This window comes from Streptomyces sp. NPDC059255 (assembly GCF_042752355.1).
Taxonomy (GTDB): Bacteria; Actinomycetota; Actinomycetes; order Streptomycetales; family Streptomycetaceae; genus Streptomyces.
In genome coordinates this window covers 1-16,484 of sequence record NZ_JBHYZP010000062.1, presented here as the reverse complement: position 1 = coordinate 16,484, position 16,484 = coordinate 1, and the positions used below count along the sequence as shown (strand labels likewise).

Below are 16,484 nucleotides of genomic sequence, written 5' to 3'. Positions count from 1 at the left end.
TGGTCCGCAGTTGCCTGCTATGTCAAGCCCCGCAGTACTTATCCATAACGGCGAGTACATCGTCCAGGATTTCGAGTCCTTCCTTGGCCTCAGCCTCTGAAATCGTGCAGGGAGGTACGACTCGGATCCAGCTGTTGCGGAAGCTGGGCATCAATCCTCGGGCCAGGCATTCGGTCTTGTACCGGGCCATGGGCTCCGATGAGGCACCAAAGGGCACCAATGGCTCCCGAGTCTCAGGATTGGAGACGAGATCCATCCCCCAAAATACCGCCTGCCCTCGGACCTCTCCGATGACCGGATGGCGACGCGCGAGCTCGCGGAGACCAGGCCCGAACACCTCGTTTCCCACGGAGACGGCGTTCTCTAGGATGCGCTCGTCCTTCATCGCGTCGATGGTCGCCACCACCGACGCGCAGGCCAGTGGATGACCCGAGTACGTCATGCCGCCCGGGAACACTTGGTCATCGAAAGTCGCGGCGATTTTGTCAGAGATGATGACACCGGAGATCGGCACGTAACCGGAGTTCGCGCCCTTCGCGAAGGTGATCAGATCCGGTACGACGCCGTGCTGCTCGAACGCAAACCAGCTTCCCGCGCGGCCGAAGCCGCACATCACCTCATCGGCGATGTAGATAATGCCGTACTTGTCACACAGCTTACGCACACCTGCGAGATATCCTGGCGGCGGCACGAGCACGCCGGCCGTGCCGACGATGCTCTCCATCAGTACGGCGGCGATCGACGACGGGTTCTCCATCTGAATGACCTGTTCCAGGTGGTGAAGTGCGCGCGCACACTCCTCTCCCTCACTGTTGGCCCAGAAGGCCGACCGGAACAGATAAGGGCCAAAGAAGTGGACATGTCCGGTGGCGTACTCATTCGACCACCGCCGGTTGTCGCCGGTTGAAGCGGCCGAAACCGCCGTATTGCCATGGAAAGAGCGATAGAAGCTCAGTACCTTGCTGCGGCCAGTGTGAATGCGGGCCATCCGGATCGCGTTCTCGTTAGCCTCGGATCCGCTGTTAGCGAAGAACACCTTGTGCATGTCTTCAGGAGCCAACTCGGCGATACGCCCGGCCGCCTCCCCGCGGACCTCGTTGGCGTGCTCGGGGGCGACCGTTGAGAGTTTGACGGCCTGTTCGGCAATCGCCGCGGTGACCCGCGGATGCTGGTGTCCGATGTTGGTATTTACCATCTGGCTGGAGAAGTCCAGATAGCGTTTTCCGTCGAAGTCCCAGAACCATGAGCCCTCAGCGCGTGCGACGGCGAGGGGCCGGATCTTCTTCTGTGCCGACCACGAATGGAAGACATGCCTCCGGTCCATAGCCAAGACTTCGACGCCGCGCGCAGGATCCGCTATGTGGTCAGTCACGATGTACCTCCTACTTGAGGCGGAACACCCGTCCCACCCACGCGCATATCCTGTCCGGTTCATCCTTCGGGTCGCTGACTTGCATCGCTCTCTTGGGCATGCCGCCCCCCGTAGCGGGGGTCGAAACGCCGTCAGCCCTAGTGGGGTAGGCGGCAGCCAGCCTGACTGAATGACAGGCAATGCTCCTGCCGCCCAGAACGCAGTCATGGACCAGTGCCTTGACTCACGGCGAATTGAAGAGCCTGGGCCTGACTGTGGATCGTGTGATGCGGGCAGTTTCGCCGCAAGTCCTGGGCGACGACACACAAGATCCTTGTCCGAAGTGAAGACGATGTCAAGGGCGCGACAGGACAGGGGACTTGTCGGATGACGGTCGGTAACGTTGGCGTGTACTCGTTGTGGCGTTGCTCATGTGTCTGCGGCCCAGATCGCACCAGGGTATAGGTAGTCTGCGCCGAAGTGTCCAGTAACCAACGTGAGTTGAGTATGGAGTCCCGTAATGAACCGACAGAACCTTGACGAGCTAGTGCACCGTAGGGTGGCGGAGGCCCTCGAAATCGAAGCGGTAGCACCAGATGCTGACTTCTTCGAGCTGGGCGGGCAGTCATTCGACGCCGCGAAGCTGGTCGTCCGCCTCCGTGAAGAAGTGGATGTGCCCGTAAGCCTCAGCGACTTCTTCCAGGAGCCGACGGCCCGTCACCTGACGAACGTGATCTGGGATCTCCTCCAGGTAACGTGAGAGGCGCCCATCGGGACCTGACCGCCTGGCGCGATACCTCAGGCCTACTGCTCGCCTCGCCACGCGCCGTCACGCTGAGCCCAACGGACTGCCGGAGCCACGGCAAGTCCGGCGACCGCGAACAGGATCGCTAGGGCCAACCAGCCGACAGTGCCGTGGGCCACAGCTGTCACCGTGATCAGCGCGGGGCCTGCCATCATCGCTGCAGCCGCGCCGGAGTTGTACACGCCTTGATAGACGCCGTGTGCCCGGGGGTCGGCGAGCTCATAGCCGAGGGTCCATCCACCGGCTGCAGACAGGACCTCTGCGAGGACCTGTATCACCGCCGCGATGACCAATACAGTCACTGCCCACAGCGGTGGCAGGCCTGCGGAAAGCGCGAAGACCAGGCAAGCGGTGCCGAGTAGTACCCCACTGCGGCCCATCGACTTCACAGCACCCGGTACGTCTGATGCTCGCCTCGTCGCACGTACCTGGAGCAGGGCAACCAGCACACAATTGACGACTAGGAGCAGGGATACGGACCAGCGCGGTGCCTGTGTGTTCTCGACGATCCACAGGGGGATGCCCACTTCGAGCAGACTGACCTGAAGGACCAATACAGCGTTGAGAGCCGTCACAGTGAGAAACGGCAGATCGCGCACCGCACGCCAGCGGCTTTCGGGAGGACTGGCACTCTGCTCGGTGAGGTGTTGTGCGGAGCTGCGGAGGGGCAGCCGACCTACCCGGAGCGCAGGTACCAGGAAGGTGACAGCGTTGAAGAGGAGTAGCACCGAGTACGCGGTCCGGGTGTCCGCCTGAAGCGCCACCGCACCCAGTGCTCCGCCCATAGCCATTGCTACGTTTCCGACCATCCGCAGGTAGCCGCGGGCTTCCACGCGAGTGTCGAAGGGCAGAACATCCGCTATGAGAGCGCCTTTCACACCCCACGAGGCCTGGTTGAGTACGGCGAAGAGGACGACCACAACCAGGAATCCGCCGTATCCGTGAACCAGAGGGTAGGTGGCCATGGTGATCCCACTTCCTAGCCACAGCACGGCGAGCACACGGCGGCTGCCCCATCGGTCCGAGGCGCGGCCTGCCGGCAAGCCGGCAGCCAGACCGAATAGTCCAGCAACCGTAAGGCTGATGCCGACCCGCGTGGTGTCGATGCCGACAATGCGTGTGAAGTACAGGATGCTGATCGGGTAGAAGAGTCCGTTGCCGAAAGCGTTGAGGAAGGTCATCCAGGACAATTGGCGCAGTGTTGGGTCAACTGGTATAAGGCCGCCTTTTGTTGCGTTGATTTTGTCGTTTGTGGAAGGTGCGGAGGTCACGTGGTCACCTAACGGCTCTCAACCTGCGGACGACGGTCATTTAGCATCAGGCTAAATGACCCAGTTGTGATTCGGTGTCGATGATGTGGACAACATCTCCCTCACCTACTCGCCGCAACAGGAGGCGGTGTGCTCGCTGTGCGGCTGGTGCGATGTCTATCGCCTCGAGCATCAACGCCCTTGGCTACGGGGCCTGCGTTCCACCTACGAGCGGCAGGACACCGAAGTCTTCGCCGCCCGCGTGGCCCCCGGGTGGCTCGCCCGCTATCTTCTTCGCAGTTCCGAAATGGAACTGCTGGCCTCCGGGCCCGACACGGCTGTTCCCCCTGTCGAAGGGATGATCTGGGGGTGGCACCGGTCCCGAGAGGCGCCGTTGGAGACTCTGATGAGAGGTCCGACACCGCCTGGCCTGGCGCAATGCCCGGCTGAGCGGGCGGCAGGTCTGTGTAACGTGGATGCGCGCATACGAGGCCAACGTCCCGGCCAGCACGGCACAAACCCCCGTTCGGGAGGACGGCTTGTAGAACATCGACGACGTGGGCGTCTTCCTCGGCCTGGACGTCGGCAAAAGCGCTCACCACGGCTGGCAAGAAGGTCTTCGACAAGCAGTTGGCCAACAGCAAGCCGAAGCTGCCGGCCGTTTTCGACAAGCTCGCCGCGAAGTTCGGCACCGTGCTGGTGACCGTGGACCAGCCTGCCTCGATCGGCGCCCTGCCCCTGACGGTTGCCCGCGACGCCGACTGAAAGGTCGCCTACCCGCCCGGCCTGTCCATGCGGCGGTCGCCGATCGCTACCCGGGTGATGCGAAGGCCGACGCCAAGGACGCCGCCGTGGTTGCCGACGCAGCCCGCACCACGCCGCACACTCTGCGCTCGCTGGAACTGACCGGCGAGATCAAGGCCGAGCTGACCGTCCTGGTGGGCTTCGACCAGGACCTCGTGGCCGAGGCCACCCGCACCTCCACGGATACGCGGCCTGCGCACCCAGTTCCACCCCAGCCTGGAGCACGTCCTCGGACCCTGTCTGGACCATCTCGCAGTGACCTGGCTGCTGGAACGCTATGGATCTCCGGCCGCCCCGCGCAAAGCCGGTCGCCGCGAGCTCGCTGAGGTGATCCGTCCCAAACCCCCCGCGCATGGCCAAACGGCTGATCGACGAGGTCTTCGACGCGCTCGACGAGCAGACCCTGATCGTCCCGGGGACCGGCACTCTCGACGTCGTGATCTCGTCGCTGGCCCGCTCCCTCGGCGCGGTCCACGAGCAACGGCGAGCTTTGGAAGCACAGACCAGGCAACTGCTGGAGCCTCACCCTCTTTCCACGGTCCTGACCTCGATTCCGGGAGGCGCGGTCAGGACCGCCGCCACCTTGCTGGTCACCGTCGGCGACGGCACCAGCTTCCCCACTGCCGCCCACCTGGCCTCCTGCGCCGGCCTCGCCACAAATCATTTTCGGTGGCGCCCTATCCCGGCTACCGGCGGCCGCGACTGGAGAACGGGCAGGATCTGGCCGGGTCCCTGGCGTTTGCCTGCGCCTTGATGGCGGTGGCGACCGTGACCTCACCACGTTGGAATTGCGTAGGACTGATTCAAAAGACGTCGATCGTAGGGTTCGTACTTGCGATGCTGGCAGGTGTGACAGGCTATCGACCGGGTAACTCCAGCTTTCCAAATGTCCGTTCCACTTGATTACAACTCAACTACCTGCGAACATAGTCACGTTCAGCAATGCCGCGCAGTCGTGTCTGCATGGCTGGATTCTGGCTTGACGACGCCCAGGATCAGGAATCTGTGGGCTCGCGAAGTCCTGGGCGCATCGGGTTGCGCGAGGCGCGTAGCAGTCGCCACCACTTGACAGTCACGAGGTCGCGAGTGGTGCTCGGTTGTTCCACACCATGTCTTCGGATTGCACGGTCCATGCGCTCCATAGAATCGGATTTAGGTCATGTCACAGGTGATGCGCGATTCCTCCGACCTGGGTGCCATATCTATTGAAGGCAGACCGGTCGTGCTCGTTCTCGACTATCCTGGGCGCAGGGTGGAAGCTCGGGTAGCGGACCTGGGTCTCGAGAAGGATGGGTATGACGTCCGCTACCTCCTGAGTCGGCCACTTCCGCGTGATGCCTGTTCTGCCGAATACGCGCAGACTCTTCTCCGGCCGATCAGCGATCTGGGCCTGGAGGTCCACGCGGTGCTTGCCTATTGCATGGCCGCTCCTATCGCGCAGGATGTCGCAGTGCTGACCTCCTCCCCACGAATCATTCTATTCGACGCGACCCCATCATCAGCGGAGGCGATTACGGAGGAGCTCAAGAAGATTCTCACCTCATTCTCTGTCGATTCCGCATCGATGCCCGTTTGGTGGAGCCGTGGCCTGCTGGAGGAGCGCACGGGAACGGCGCTCAGGATGTCCGAGGAATTTCTCTTCGAATCGATCCGGCATGCCTTGTTTGCGGACATGATTGGACCCGACGCGGCACAGGGAATGACACAAGATGCTTTGGCTGTGGATGAGACGACGCTCAGCTTGGTAGGAAGCTTTGCCGATTGGCTGGCTCACTTGATCGCGTCCTATCGTGCCGATTTCCCTTCGTACGGCGGTCAGGTGTTCAACGTGGTGTCGTTGAACCATCACGTAGCCCACGATAGGCTCGGTGGCGGCACAGGTAAAACTATCCGAATGGCGACTTCACAGGCGAAGATGCTCGCCGATGAGGAGACTCGGCATCACGTTCTGGAGATTCTCTCTGGGGCAGAGAACGGCGCCCTTTGAGGGAAGCCGGTCCACGGCGTAGGCCGATGAATGCCGACATCGCGTTCACGGAGAACGGGTTGCCGCTCCGCCGCACAACCGGGGTCTTGCCCTTCTCGCCCCAGATCCGTCCGGTGATCTGGTCAGAGCGGATCCCGATCTGGTTGGCGAGAATTTCGCCGCCGCCGGCCTTCGCCCTCGCACGGAGCTCCGGCCAGGTCTCGGCATGCCAGCGCGCGACGCCCCCCCCGGGATCCTGCCTGCTTGTCCGGGCGCCAGAAAGACAGCTCTCCACGGTTGAATGAAATACTTGCCCACGCCGGGCTCGGTCAGCTTCCACTCGGTACAGCTTCGTGATCAGCACACCGATCAACCGATGCGATTACAACTGCCCGCCCAGGCCGACCTCGCTGGGCTGGTGATCCAGGGCGGCCTGCCGCGCGGCGGCTTGCTGAGCCTTCCCGAGTATCTGATGCACTCTGACCGGCTTTCCCCGGGGCGCCCCCACCAGCGTTTTTCGGCCGACGACTCGCTTTCGCCCACCACATGCCGACAGCCTTCAGTGATGCCCAGAACACTACCGCCACGTCCTTACGGACTCGGTCCGCCCTCAACGCGCCCGCCGCCCGAAGCCGCAGGATTTCCTGCACTTATGGGACAGATGCCGCGCGTCCCCCACCAGACAGCTCACACCCATCCAACGGCACTAAAATCAAACTGTTTCGGACTAATATCGGCGTGAGAGACGGAGCAGGGTACCGAGGGAGTGCTTCACGGGGCACCCTGCTTCTGAAGCTCAGCGCAGACCGCGGATGAACGCGGCCTGCTCGGTGACCGTCGTGTGTGTGTAAAGCGCCACAACTGGCGGGCGGTTGCCCGTGTGACGCTCCAGGGCGGCTTGGAGCTGGTACATCATCAGCGAATGGCCGCCTAGTTCATAGAAGTTTGCGTCAGTGGGGATGTCCGCTGTCTTCAGGACTTCGGCCCAGGCTGTCGCCACCTGGCCCGAAAGGTCGCCGGCGCTGGAGGCGGTCGCGGAAGGCGCCGAATGCGCTGGGTTGGCCCCGGAAAGATCCTCCACGACAGCACGGAGCGCAGCGCGGTCCGTCTTGCCGTTGACGGTACGAGGGAACGCATCAAGTATCTGAAGGTTCGCGGGAACCATGACAGGCGGCAACCGATCCGCCAGCTTCTCCTTCAGTTCGTCGGGGGAAAGGCCTGTGGATCCCAGGACAAAACCGATGAGGCCGGTGCCAGAGGTGTCCACCGTCACCACCGCATCACGAACACCGGGTAGAGACGACAACACCGCCTCGACGGACCCTAGTTCAATGCGATGCCCTCGGACCTTGACCTGGTGATCGCGCCGACCAAGGAAGTCGAGCGTGCCATCGGAATTCCACCGTACGAGGTCTCCTGTGCGGTACATTCGGGCGTCCTCTCGCTCTGTGAAGTCGTCCTTGAGGAACGCCCGCGCCGTCGCGTCGGGGCGACCGTAATAGCCGCGGGTGACGCCGACGCCGCCGATGTAGAGCTCACCCTCGGCGCCTCGCGGTACGGGGCGCAGCTGGTTGTCCAGCACATACAACCGAGTGCCGGGGACGGGACGCCCAATGGACACTGGACCTGGCGCGTCAAAGCGCTGGTAGGTGGACCAGACCGTCGCCTCGGTAGGTCCGTACTCATTGACGAGTGCGCTCTCGTGGGAGTGCAGCTTGAAGTGGCGCTCGACCAGATGAACCGGAAGGGGCTCGCCAGCCACGATCACCGTGGTCAGCGTAGCCAGCCGCCCTGGTCCCTGATGCTCGGCGACGTCGAGGACGACCGAATAGAGTGAGGGGACGCACAGCATGTGGGTGACCCCATGGAGCTCGACGAGATCGACTAGCCGCTCGGGATCCCGTACCTCGTCGGACGTGGCGACGACCAACTGGCCGCCTGCGGTGAGTGTGCCCCACAACCCGGCCACCGAGGAGTCGAAGGCCAGGGGCGAGACGAGAAGGAAGACCGGCGCACCCGGGTATACCAGGCGCCGCGCTAGAGTCGAGGCGGCGAGCTGCCTATGTTCGACGAGGACGCCCTTCGGCTCGCCCGTGCTTCCAGACGTATAGATGAGATACGCGGCGTCATTAAGGCTTGTCGCGGTTGAGGACAAAGGGGCGGCTGCCGTGCGGTCGGCATCGTTTGCGAGGCCGCTTGCAGTAGCAACCTCTGTCAGTACGACGGGTACTTCGTGGCCATGTAGCCGGTCCTGAGACGAACTAGTAGCTACAGCAGCCGAGAGGAGAGAATCGGAGAGTACCTTCGCGATACGATGGTTGGGGTGTGCCAAGTCAACGGGCACGTACGCAGCACCGGCGTACAGGACACCCAGCACGGCGGCCACCATGGCTGTCGAGGGGTCTGCGAGCACACCGACGCGACTTCCTCGACTTACCCCCGACAGTGTGAGCTCGTCCGCAATGCGGTATGCCCAGCGATCGAGTTCGCGGTAGCTGACGGCGTGCCCACCAGAGGTGACCGCCGTACGGTCCGGATGCTCTAGAGCGGCTCTCCTCACCAGTTCGTGCACTGGGACCAGCTCATTCTGAGGGAGCTCCTTGCCGCGCCCGAGGGATATGAGATCGCGCAGTTGACCGTCGTCGGATTCAGGCATCAAGTCCATCTCGGGCGTTGTTGGCATCAGTACTCCTCTGCTTTGAAACCTGGAAGGGTCGCAAACGGGGCATGCGCATAGGCGTGGCCACGTGCCCTTGCCGGCGGGCTGTACGCGCGGCTGCTCGTTCCTGTGCAGGAATGCACGTGGGCGGCTGAGTGACTCGTGCCCGTGGTCCTGACTGGACTACTTGTCACACACCCGTCAGTCGAACAACGGGTTAAGGGCTGTGAATCGCCAGGCTAAGCATAGGTTGAGGACTCAGCGCGCGGCTCAACGCCGCGACTGCGGGCGGGAGTTGTTGCTCACACGTCAGTCTGGAATGGCCGGTTTGCCGGACCGGCCTCGAGGGCTGGCCGCGGTTGCCCCGAGCCGTGGATCGCGCTCTGTTTTCACCAGCTGCAACATGCCGTACGGCCAATGAGGTTGTCAGATGACGTGAAGATCAGGCAACCTTCAGTTGAACCATAGATGCGGCAATCTGTGTCGGGGCGCCCTCGGCTTCATCCTGCACGGGTTCACGCTGAGGGTGAGCCGCATCCACCCTCGGTCGCGGGCGCCTTGAGTGCGCCGTGCTGCTTGGCTCGACTACTTGTGCCCCAACCTGGCGGGGAGCGGGTGGCATCTGGGAGAGGTTCAGGATCTGGGGCAACTCCTCTGGACTGCGATCAACTTCGGCGAATACGGTGGCGTACGCATACGATCACCTGTTCCGCCAGGTGCATCGGGCTGAGCACCGACCGTGCGTCCCGTCTGCCTAGTGACCGCCCTCGAACTCCGCGCTTAGCCCTTGTTTCAGAGTGGCTCAGACACAGTTCTTCATTCAGAGGTGATGAGATGCGTCAGAGATTCTGCACCTGCTGGCCGGGCGCAACCGTGTGGCTGACCGGACTGCCGAGTTCCGGCAAGTCCACCATTGCGTACGAACTGGCGGGACGACTGCGTGCGGACGGCCGGCGGGTCGAAGTGTTGGATGGAGACAGGCTTCGCAAGGAGTTTTCGGCCGACCTTGGGTTCAGCCGCGAATACCGGCACGCCAATGTTCAACGTATAGGGATGGTCGCGGCGGTATTGGCACGCAACGGGATTCTTTCGCTGGTTCCGGCGATCGCGCCTTTCGCAGACAGCCGCGAGGCAGTGCGCAAGCGCCATCTGGAGAGCGAGACTGCATACCTGGAGGTGCATGTAGCGACGCCGGTGGAGGTGTGCGCGGTACGGGATGCAAAGGGTCTGTATGCAAGGCAGGCCGCAGGCGAGATTAGCGGGCTGACTGGGGTCGACGACCCGTACGAGGACCCGGAACGCCCAGACTTGCGGATCGAGACCCAGATTCAGACTGCGCAGGAGTCCGCGGCGGCGCTGCACGGCCTGCTCACCAGTAGGGGACTGGCGTGACGACCGTTACCGCCGCTGCGCGGGAGGTCGACAGTCCGTTAAACGTATCGCACCTCGATGGACTGGAGTCCGAGGGGGTGCACATCATCCGTGAGGTGGCCGGTGAGTTCGAGCGTCCAGTAATCCTATTCTCCGGGGGCAAGGACTCGATCGTCTTGCTGCACTTGGCGATCAAGGCGTTCACGCCGGCGCCGGTGCCGTTCACCCTGCTACACGTCGACACCGGGCACAACTTCCCAGAGGTGTTGGAGTGCCGCGACCGGACGGTCACCAAGTACGGGTTGCGTCTGCACGTCGCCTCGGTGCAGGAGTACATCGACGCCGGAAAGCTGCGCGAGCGGCCCGACGGCACCCGCAACCCGCTGCAGACCGTTCCGCTGACCGAGGCGATCCAGCAGCACCGCTTCGACGCGGTGCTCGGCGGCGGCCGCCGTGACGAGGAGAAGGCGCGCGCCAAGGAGCGGGTGTTCTCGCTGCGCGACGAGTTCTCCCAGTGGGACCCGCGCAGGCAGCGTCCCGAGCTGTGGCAGCTGTACAACGGCCGCCACGCGCCTGGTGAGCATGTGCGTGTCTTCCCTCTGTCTAACTGGACCGAGCTGGACGTGTGGCAGTACATCGCTCGCGAAAGGATCGAGTTGCCCCAGATCTATTTCGCACATGAGCGCGAGGTCTTCAAGCGCTCCGGCATGTGGCTAACCGCCGGCGAGTGGGGGGGCCCCGGGGAAGGCGAGAGCGTCGAGTTGCGGCTGATCCGCTACCGAACCGTCGGTGACATGTCCTGCACCGGAGCGGTGGACTCTGAGGCGACGACTTTGGACGCAGTGATCGCCGAGATCGCCGCCTCCCGGCTGACCGAGCGGGGCGCGACGCGGGCCGATGACAAGCTTTCCGAGGCCGCGATGGAAGACCGCAAGCGCGAAGGATACTTCTAGCTATGTCTCCTACCACCGAGCAGATATCGGCTACCAGCCTGCTGCGCTTTGCCACCGCCGGTTCCGTCGACGACGGCAAATCCACCCTGGTGGGTCGGCTTTTGCACGACTCCAAGTCTGTGCTCGCCGATCAGCTGGAGGCTGTCGAGTACGCTTCCCGGAAACGCGGTCGGGGAATTCCGGATCTGGCACTGCTGACCGACGGTCTGCGGGCCGAGCGGGAGCAGGGCATCACGATTGATGTGGCGTATCGCTACTTTGCTACGTCGCGGCGCCGTTTCATTATGGCCGACGCCCCCGGGCATGTGCAGTACACCCGAAATATGGTTACGGGTGCGTCGACGGCCGAGCTGACGGTGATTTTGGTTGACGCCCGCAACGGTATCGTCGAGCAGACCCGCAGGCACTCCGCGCTCGCCGCCCTGTTGCGCGTCCCGCATGTCGTTCTCGCCGTCAACAAGATGGACCTCGTCGGCTTCGAGGAGTCCACCTTCGTGTCGATAGCTGAGGAGTTTACGTCGTACGCAAACGACCTCGGGATTCCGGCGATCACTGCGATTCCGATCTCGGCGCTCGCCGGTGACAATGTCGTGGACGCGTCTGCGAACATGGCTTGGTACCGGGGACCGACCGTCCTGGAACACCTGGAAAATGTCGCTGTGTCGCGGAGCCCGTGCCACGTGGCAGCTCGCATTCCCATCCAGTATGTGATCCGGCTTCACACCGCCGAGCACCCTGATTACCGCGGCTACGCCGGCCAGATAGCCGAAGGTACGTTCCGCGTCGGCGAGAGCGTCAAAGTGCTGCCGTCCGGCCGCACGTCGAAGATCTCCGGGATTGACCTGCTTGGCGAGCCGGTCGATGTCGCGTGGACCCCGCAGTCGATTACCCTCCTGTTGGAGGATGACATCGGTATCTCCCGCGGCGACATGATCGTGCCCAGCGGTGACGCCCCGGCCATCACTCAGGATATCGAGGCCACTGTCTGCCACGTAGCCGACCAGCCGCTCACTGTTGGCCAGCGAGTGCTACTCAAGCACACCACCCGTACGGTCAACGCGATTGTGAAGGACATCCCGTCCCGGCTTATGCTGGACGATCTTTCTCAGCACCCGCACCCCGGGCGGCTGGTTGGCAACGACATCGGCACTGTCAAGGTCCGAACCGCCGAGCCGCTTGCTCTCGACTCCTACGCTGACTCCCGCCGCACCGGGGCGTTTCTGCTGATCGAACCCTCTGCCGGCACCACACTTGCCGCCGGCATGGTTGGAGACTCCCCCGCTGCGGCGAGAGTCCCGCCCCAACACCGCGACGAGGACTGGGATGTCTGATGACAGCTGGCACACGCGTGGAACGCCTCCAGTGCCTGTCGCTCGTAATACCTGTGCCCCAGACTCGTTGTTGCCGCTCTGGCGTTGCAGATTCGTTCAGACCGCTCCTGCGGATACGCGCCTCCGAGGACAAGAAAAATGCAGCCCTCATGACTCCACTTATCTAGAATCCAAGGAGGTGACGCGTTGGATCCCCGAAAATTTCCGGTAAACCTGGCTCAGGATGCGCGACTCGTCCGGTATGTGACGCATGGTGCAGACCCTTATGCCCGCAACGCGCGGTCTCAGATTACGCCGAAAGTATTCAGCATCAAGGGCCCACTTGATACTGAGGCTCTGGGGGGCGCGGTGAGGTCCGCAGCGCGGGCACACTCGGCTTTCAGGACTTCCTTCGTACCCTCCGCCAGGCCTGGGCGAAGTCTGCAAATTCTGTCCGCCGAAACGCAGTTCGAGGTTGTGAAGGTGGTCGGCCCCGAATCTGGTGCTCTCGAGACTGCGGTGGCGACAGCCGCTGTGCAACCGTTCGACATCGAAGGCGGCGCACTCGGTCGACTCGTGATCGGGACCTTGACCCCAGAGCAGCACATCGTCGCAGTGGCGATCGAGCACCTGGTGTCCGACGGGTGGGGCTTTGAGCTTATGCTGACGGGTATTCAATCATTCTACAATGCACTCGTCACGGGTACCGAACCGCCTTCGCTGGCGCCTTCGTTGCATCATCTGATCGCAGTGGGCGAACGGGAATGGCTAGCCAGTGTCGAGGGTCGGAACGCCGGTAGGTTTTGGCGTGACGAGTTGGGCGATGTCGGCTCCATGGTACCGCTGCGTGTTCCAGGAGCGGAGATTCCGATGGGCCTTGGACGAGTCCGTTCCACATGGCACACTCGATATCTCGACACCGATACGATGTCCGCCATAAAGGTTGCGGCTCGAAAAGAACGTATGCCCGTAGGAGCTCTCTATACAGGATCGGTGGCCGAGGCGGCTCGACGGAACGGCGTGGGTGACGAATTGTCGGTGATATCGCCCACGATTAACCGGCATGACACGCAGTCCTTCAACAGCATATCCTGGGCGTCGAACATAGTCACTTTTCGCTTCCGGCGCGCGGATGGGCCCGAAGGGCATCTCGGGGCGACCGCGGTACGTGAGGGCTATCTGAGGGCCATGGCGCACTCGCGTTATCCGATTCATCAGATCGATCTCGACCTTTCGCCAGAGGCCTTCGGTGCCGTGAACACGACCATTCCGCAGCTTTACCTCGACACTGGATTGCCTGGAAAAGAATTTGAGCTACACAATCTCGAAATTATAGAGCTTCCCCCGCCTCCGCATCAGGTCCCCCTCGGCTTGGCCGTCTGGATACGCCCCACCGAGGGAAAGGGACTCAAGCTGGAGTTGGCACATCCGGCCGCATACGTGAGCGAGGAAGTAGGTGCCTCCATCACTGACACACTCATCGACCTCCTCAAGGGGGTCGAGCGTTAAGGTGGATATAGGAGAAAATATGGGCTCCTCCGAAGTGACTACTGTTCATGAGGATCGATACCGCCCTGTACTGGCCAACCAGGGCCGAAGTGAAACGCTGCGGACCATCTATCGCGACGTGTACGGGGCGGATTACCCAGAGGAAGTCGAACCGTTCGGCTTCGTGACAATGACCGACCTCGGAGTCATCGCCGAGTACTTGTCAGGGTATGGGGTGAAAAATCTGGTCGACATTGGCTGCGGCCGTGGGGGGCCGGGGCTGTGGGTCGCCCGCGACGTGGGGGCTTCGCTGCACGGAGTGGACATCGTGGCGGAAGCCTTGAACGAAGCCAGGCAGCTTGCCGAAAGGATGACGGAGGTGCCGGCGGCCACCTTTCAGGCGGCAAGTATCACGGAGACCGGTCAACCCGATGGCGTTTTCGACGGGGCGATGAGCGTCGATGCCCTGTGGATGGTTATCGACAAGATGGCAGCTTTCGAAGAAATGGGCCGCCTTCTCCAGCCAGGGAGCCCTCTAGTCTTCACCACGTGGGCGCCCCCGCACTTTGACTACGCGTGGTTCATGGAGCCAGCTGGTTTCAGCGCTATCGAAACGCGGGAAGTCACTGGATCGGGCCAGCGGCAGAATGCCGTGTACGACCGGATCATAAGGGAGAAGGACGCTCTAGCGCGGGAGCTAGGCGTGGAAGCGGGCGAGGTGCTTGTGCACGAGGCGGCCGAGGCTGGCCGCCTCCTAGCCACTGTTCCTCGGGTCATGGTGCAGGCGATCAGGGCCTGAGCTGCGGGAGCGAAGGCGAGGCCGCCCGCTGTTGAGGAAGGGCCTGCCAGACCAGTGTCTGGTAGGCCCTTCCTTCGCATAGAGCTCGTAACACGATCTTGTTGAAGTGTGCTGGGTCGGCGTGACCGGTGTGAGGATTCAGCTGTTCGTGATGGTGTGAGTACTCGACCGTGGATAGTGGACGACGACTTGTGGGCGCTGATCGAGCCGCTGCTGCCACCGTGGCCGGAGCGGTCGCCGGGGCCGCGGCCGGTGTCGGGCCGACTCTGTCTCCAAGGCATTCTGTTCGTTCTCCACGAGGACATAGCCTGGCAACTGCTGTCCCTGGAGCTGAGGTTCGGCTCCGGCCAGACCTGCTGGCGCCGCCTGGACCGGTGGCAGAAGGCAGGAGCCTTCGACCAGCTCCATCGCATCCTGCTCGCGAAGCTGCACGCGGCCGACGAACTCGACTGGTCACGTGCGTGCGTGGACGGTTCTCACATCCGCGCGAAGAAGTGCGCCTATGGTCTTTGTCAAGCTGCGGTGGGGGTCGGGGCCTCGTAGAAGGTGCCGATTCGAGGCATGGCGAAGAGTACGTCGATGCGTCGTCGGGCGAGCGGGATCAGGGCTGTGATGTGATGCTTTCCCTCGCGGCCTTTCCTGTCGTAGTAGGCCCGTGACTCCGGTTGTGAGAGCGAGGCAGATGTGGCGAGGTAGAAGGTGCGTTTGAGCTGTTTGTTGCCTCGCCGGGTGGGGTGTTCGCCGCGGATGGAGGAGCCGGAGGCGCGGGTGACCGGTGCCAGGCCGGCGTAGGCGGCCAGGTGACCGGCCGTGGCGAAGGTGCTGCCGTCGCCGACGTCGATGAGGATCCGGGCGGCGGCCCTGACCCCGATGCCGGGCATCGGAATCAGGATCGCGGCCAACTCGCACCGGGCCGCGCAAGCCTCGACTGGTACCCCAACGACCTCTGGCTCCACCTGCTCGCCTGCCAGTGGCAGCACATCTCCCGGGAGGAAGCCTTCGTCGGCCGCTGCGGTGAAGTGGGCGACGAACTCGGCTCCGCCGTTGTCGCCGCCCGCCTGGTACGCGATCTGATGCGGCTCCGCCTGCTCATGGAGCGCCGCTACCCGCCCTACAGTAAATGGCTCGGCAGCGCCTTCGCCCGCACTGCCCAGGCACCCGCCCTCACCCCGGTCCTCACCGCCGCCCTCGCCGCCACCGACCGGCACACCCGCGAGCACCACCTGGCCCGCGCCTACGAAGTCGTCGCGGCCACACACAACCAACTCGGCCTCACCGACCCTGTCGACCCCGCCACGCGGCCCTACCACACCAGACCATTCCAGGTCCTGCACGCCGAACGCTTCACCGCGGCGCTGAGAACCCGCATCACCGACCCGAACATCAGCTCCCTGCCCATCATCGGCACCGTCGACCAGTTCATCGACAGCACGGACGTCCTCAGCCATCCGGAACTGACGCGCGCCGCTACCAACGGTCTGCTCGTCCCCTGAACCGCCGTCTCAAAAGCAATAGAGACAGAGGGAGAGAGCGAAGCGGCCTGACAACTGGGGACGTTAGTCTGTATGCCGCTGGGGAGCCGAGACCGTACGCCGACAGCCCGGTTGGCCTGGCGGATGCAGCAGGTCATCAAGCCCACCGTGCTGGTCATCGATGACACCGGGTGTGCGCCACGAGGCGCTGAGGAATCGAGCGGGAGGGAGAACCCGCCGCTGGTCATCGCAGTGA

Annotated in this window: 10 protein-coding genes and 4 pseudogenes; 10 read left to right on the top strand and 4 right to left on the bottom strand. The window is 63.2% G+C overall.

Annotated features, from left to right (window positions below; genetic code table 11):
* Positions 1 to 22: 22 nt before the first annotated feature.
* Complete coding sequence (locus tag ACFXKG_RS39630; RefSeq protein ID WP_384849965.1) at positions 23 to 1,372, bottom strand: aspartate aminotransferase family protein; 1,350 nt, start codon at positions 1,370 to 1,372, stop codon at positions 23 to 25.
* Positions 1,373 to 1,871: 499 nt separating this feature from the next.
* Here ACFXKG_RS39630 and ACFXKG_RS39625 point away from each other — a divergent pair, with 499 nt between their 5' ends.
* A complete protein-coding gene (locus ACFXKG_RS39625) occupies positions 1,872 to 2,111 on the top strand; it encodes an acyl carrier protein (protein WP_384849962.1) in 240 nt (79 codons plus the stop codon).
* 44 nt (positions 2,112 to 2,155) lie between these two features.
* Here ACFXKG_RS39625 and ACFXKG_RS39620 read toward each other — a convergent pair whose 3' ends face one another.
* Positions 2,156 to 3,427: an MFS transporter gene (locus ACFXKG_RS39620; RefSeq protein WP_384849958.1), complete on the bottom strand. Its 1,272-nt coding sequence runs from the start codon at positions 3,425 to 3,427 to the stop codon at positions 2,156 to 2,158.
* Positions 3,428 to 3,954: 527 nt separating this feature from the next.
* Between ACFXKG_RS39620 and ACFXKG_RS39615 the strand changes: the two are divergent.
* Positions 3,955 to 4,865, top strand: a pseudogene (locus ACFXKG_RS39615) (transposase); the annotation flags it as partial.
* A gap of 504 nt (positions 4,866 to 5,369) precedes the next feature.
* On the top strand, positions 5,370 to 6,197 hold the full coding sequence (locus ACFXKG_RS39610; protein WP_384849955.1) for a hypothetical protein: 828 nt from the start codon (positions 5,370 to 5,372) through the stop codon (positions 6,195 to 6,197).
* 775 nt (positions 6,198 to 6,972) lie between these two features.
* Here ACFXKG_RS39610 and ACFXKG_RS39605 read toward each other — a convergent pair.
* Positions 6,973 to 8,859 (bottom strand): non-ribosomal peptide synthetase, encoded by a 1,887-nt coding sequence (locus ACFXKG_RS39605; protein WP_384849952.1) that lies wholly within the window; start codon positions 8,857 to 8,859, stop codon positions 6,973 to 6,975.
* 810 nt (positions 8,860 to 9,669) lie between these two features.
* On the opposite strand from ACFXKG_RS39605, the gene cysC reads away from it, so the two are divergent.
* The 6 genes and pseudogenes from cysC to ACFXKG_RS39575 all read left to right on the top strand — a co-directional run.
* Positions 9,670 to 10,227 (top strand): adenylyl-sulfate kinase, encoded by a 558-nt coding sequence (gene cysC / locus ACFXKG_RS39600; protein ID WP_384849949.1) that lies wholly within the window; start codon positions 9,670 to 9,672, stop codon positions 10,225 to 10,227.
* Positions 10,224 to 11,159, top strand: a complete 936-nt coding sequence (gene cysD, locus ACFXKG_RS39595) for a sulfate adenylyltransferase subunit CysD (protein WP_384849946.1) — start codon at positions 10,224 to 10,226, stop codon at positions 11,157 to 11,159. The genes cysC and cysD overlap by 4 nt, the downstream gene beginning before the upstream one ends.
* 2 nt (positions 11,160 to 11,161) lie before the next feature.
* Positions 11,162 to 12,490: a sulfate adenylyltransferase subunit 1 gene (locus tag ACFXKG_RS39590; protein ID WP_384849943.1), complete on the top strand. Its 1,329-nt coding sequence runs from the start codon at positions 11,162 to 11,164 to the stop codon at positions 12,488 to 12,490.
* 243 nt (positions 12,491 to 12,733) lie between these two features.
* Complete coding sequence (locus ACFXKG_RS39585) at positions 12,734 to 13,978, top strand: condensation domain-containing protein (RefSeq protein ID WP_384849983.1); 1,245 nt, start codon at positions 12,734 to 12,736, stop codon at positions 13,976 to 13,978.
* A 19-nt stretch (positions 13,979 to 13,997) separates the two neighbouring features.
* Positions 13,998 to 14,756: a class I SAM-dependent methyltransferase gene (locus ACFXKG_RS39580; RefSeq protein ID WP_384849940.1), complete on the top strand. Its 759-nt coding sequence runs from the start codon at positions 13,998 to 14,000 to the stop codon at positions 14,754 to 14,756.
* A gap of 174 nt (positions 14,757 to 14,930) precedes the next feature.
* Positions 14,931 to 15,245, top strand: a pseudogene (locus ACFXKG_RS39575) (transposase); the annotation flags it as partial.
* 23 nt (positions 15,246 to 15,268) lie between these two features.
* Here ACFXKG_RS39575 and ACFXKG_RS39570 read toward each other — a convergent pair.
* Positions 15,269 to 15,658, bottom strand: a pseudogene (locus ACFXKG_RS39570) (transposase); the annotation flags it as partial.
* Between ACFXKG_RS39570 and ACFXKG_RS39565 the strand changes: the two are divergent.
* A pseudogene (locus ACFXKG_RS39565) lies at positions 15,653 to 16,249 on the top strand (DUF4037 domain-containing protein); the annotation flags it as partial. The pseudogenes ACFXKG_RS39570 and ACFXKG_RS39565 overlap by 6 nt on opposite strands.
* Positions 16,250 to 16,484: the final 235 nt, after the last annotated feature.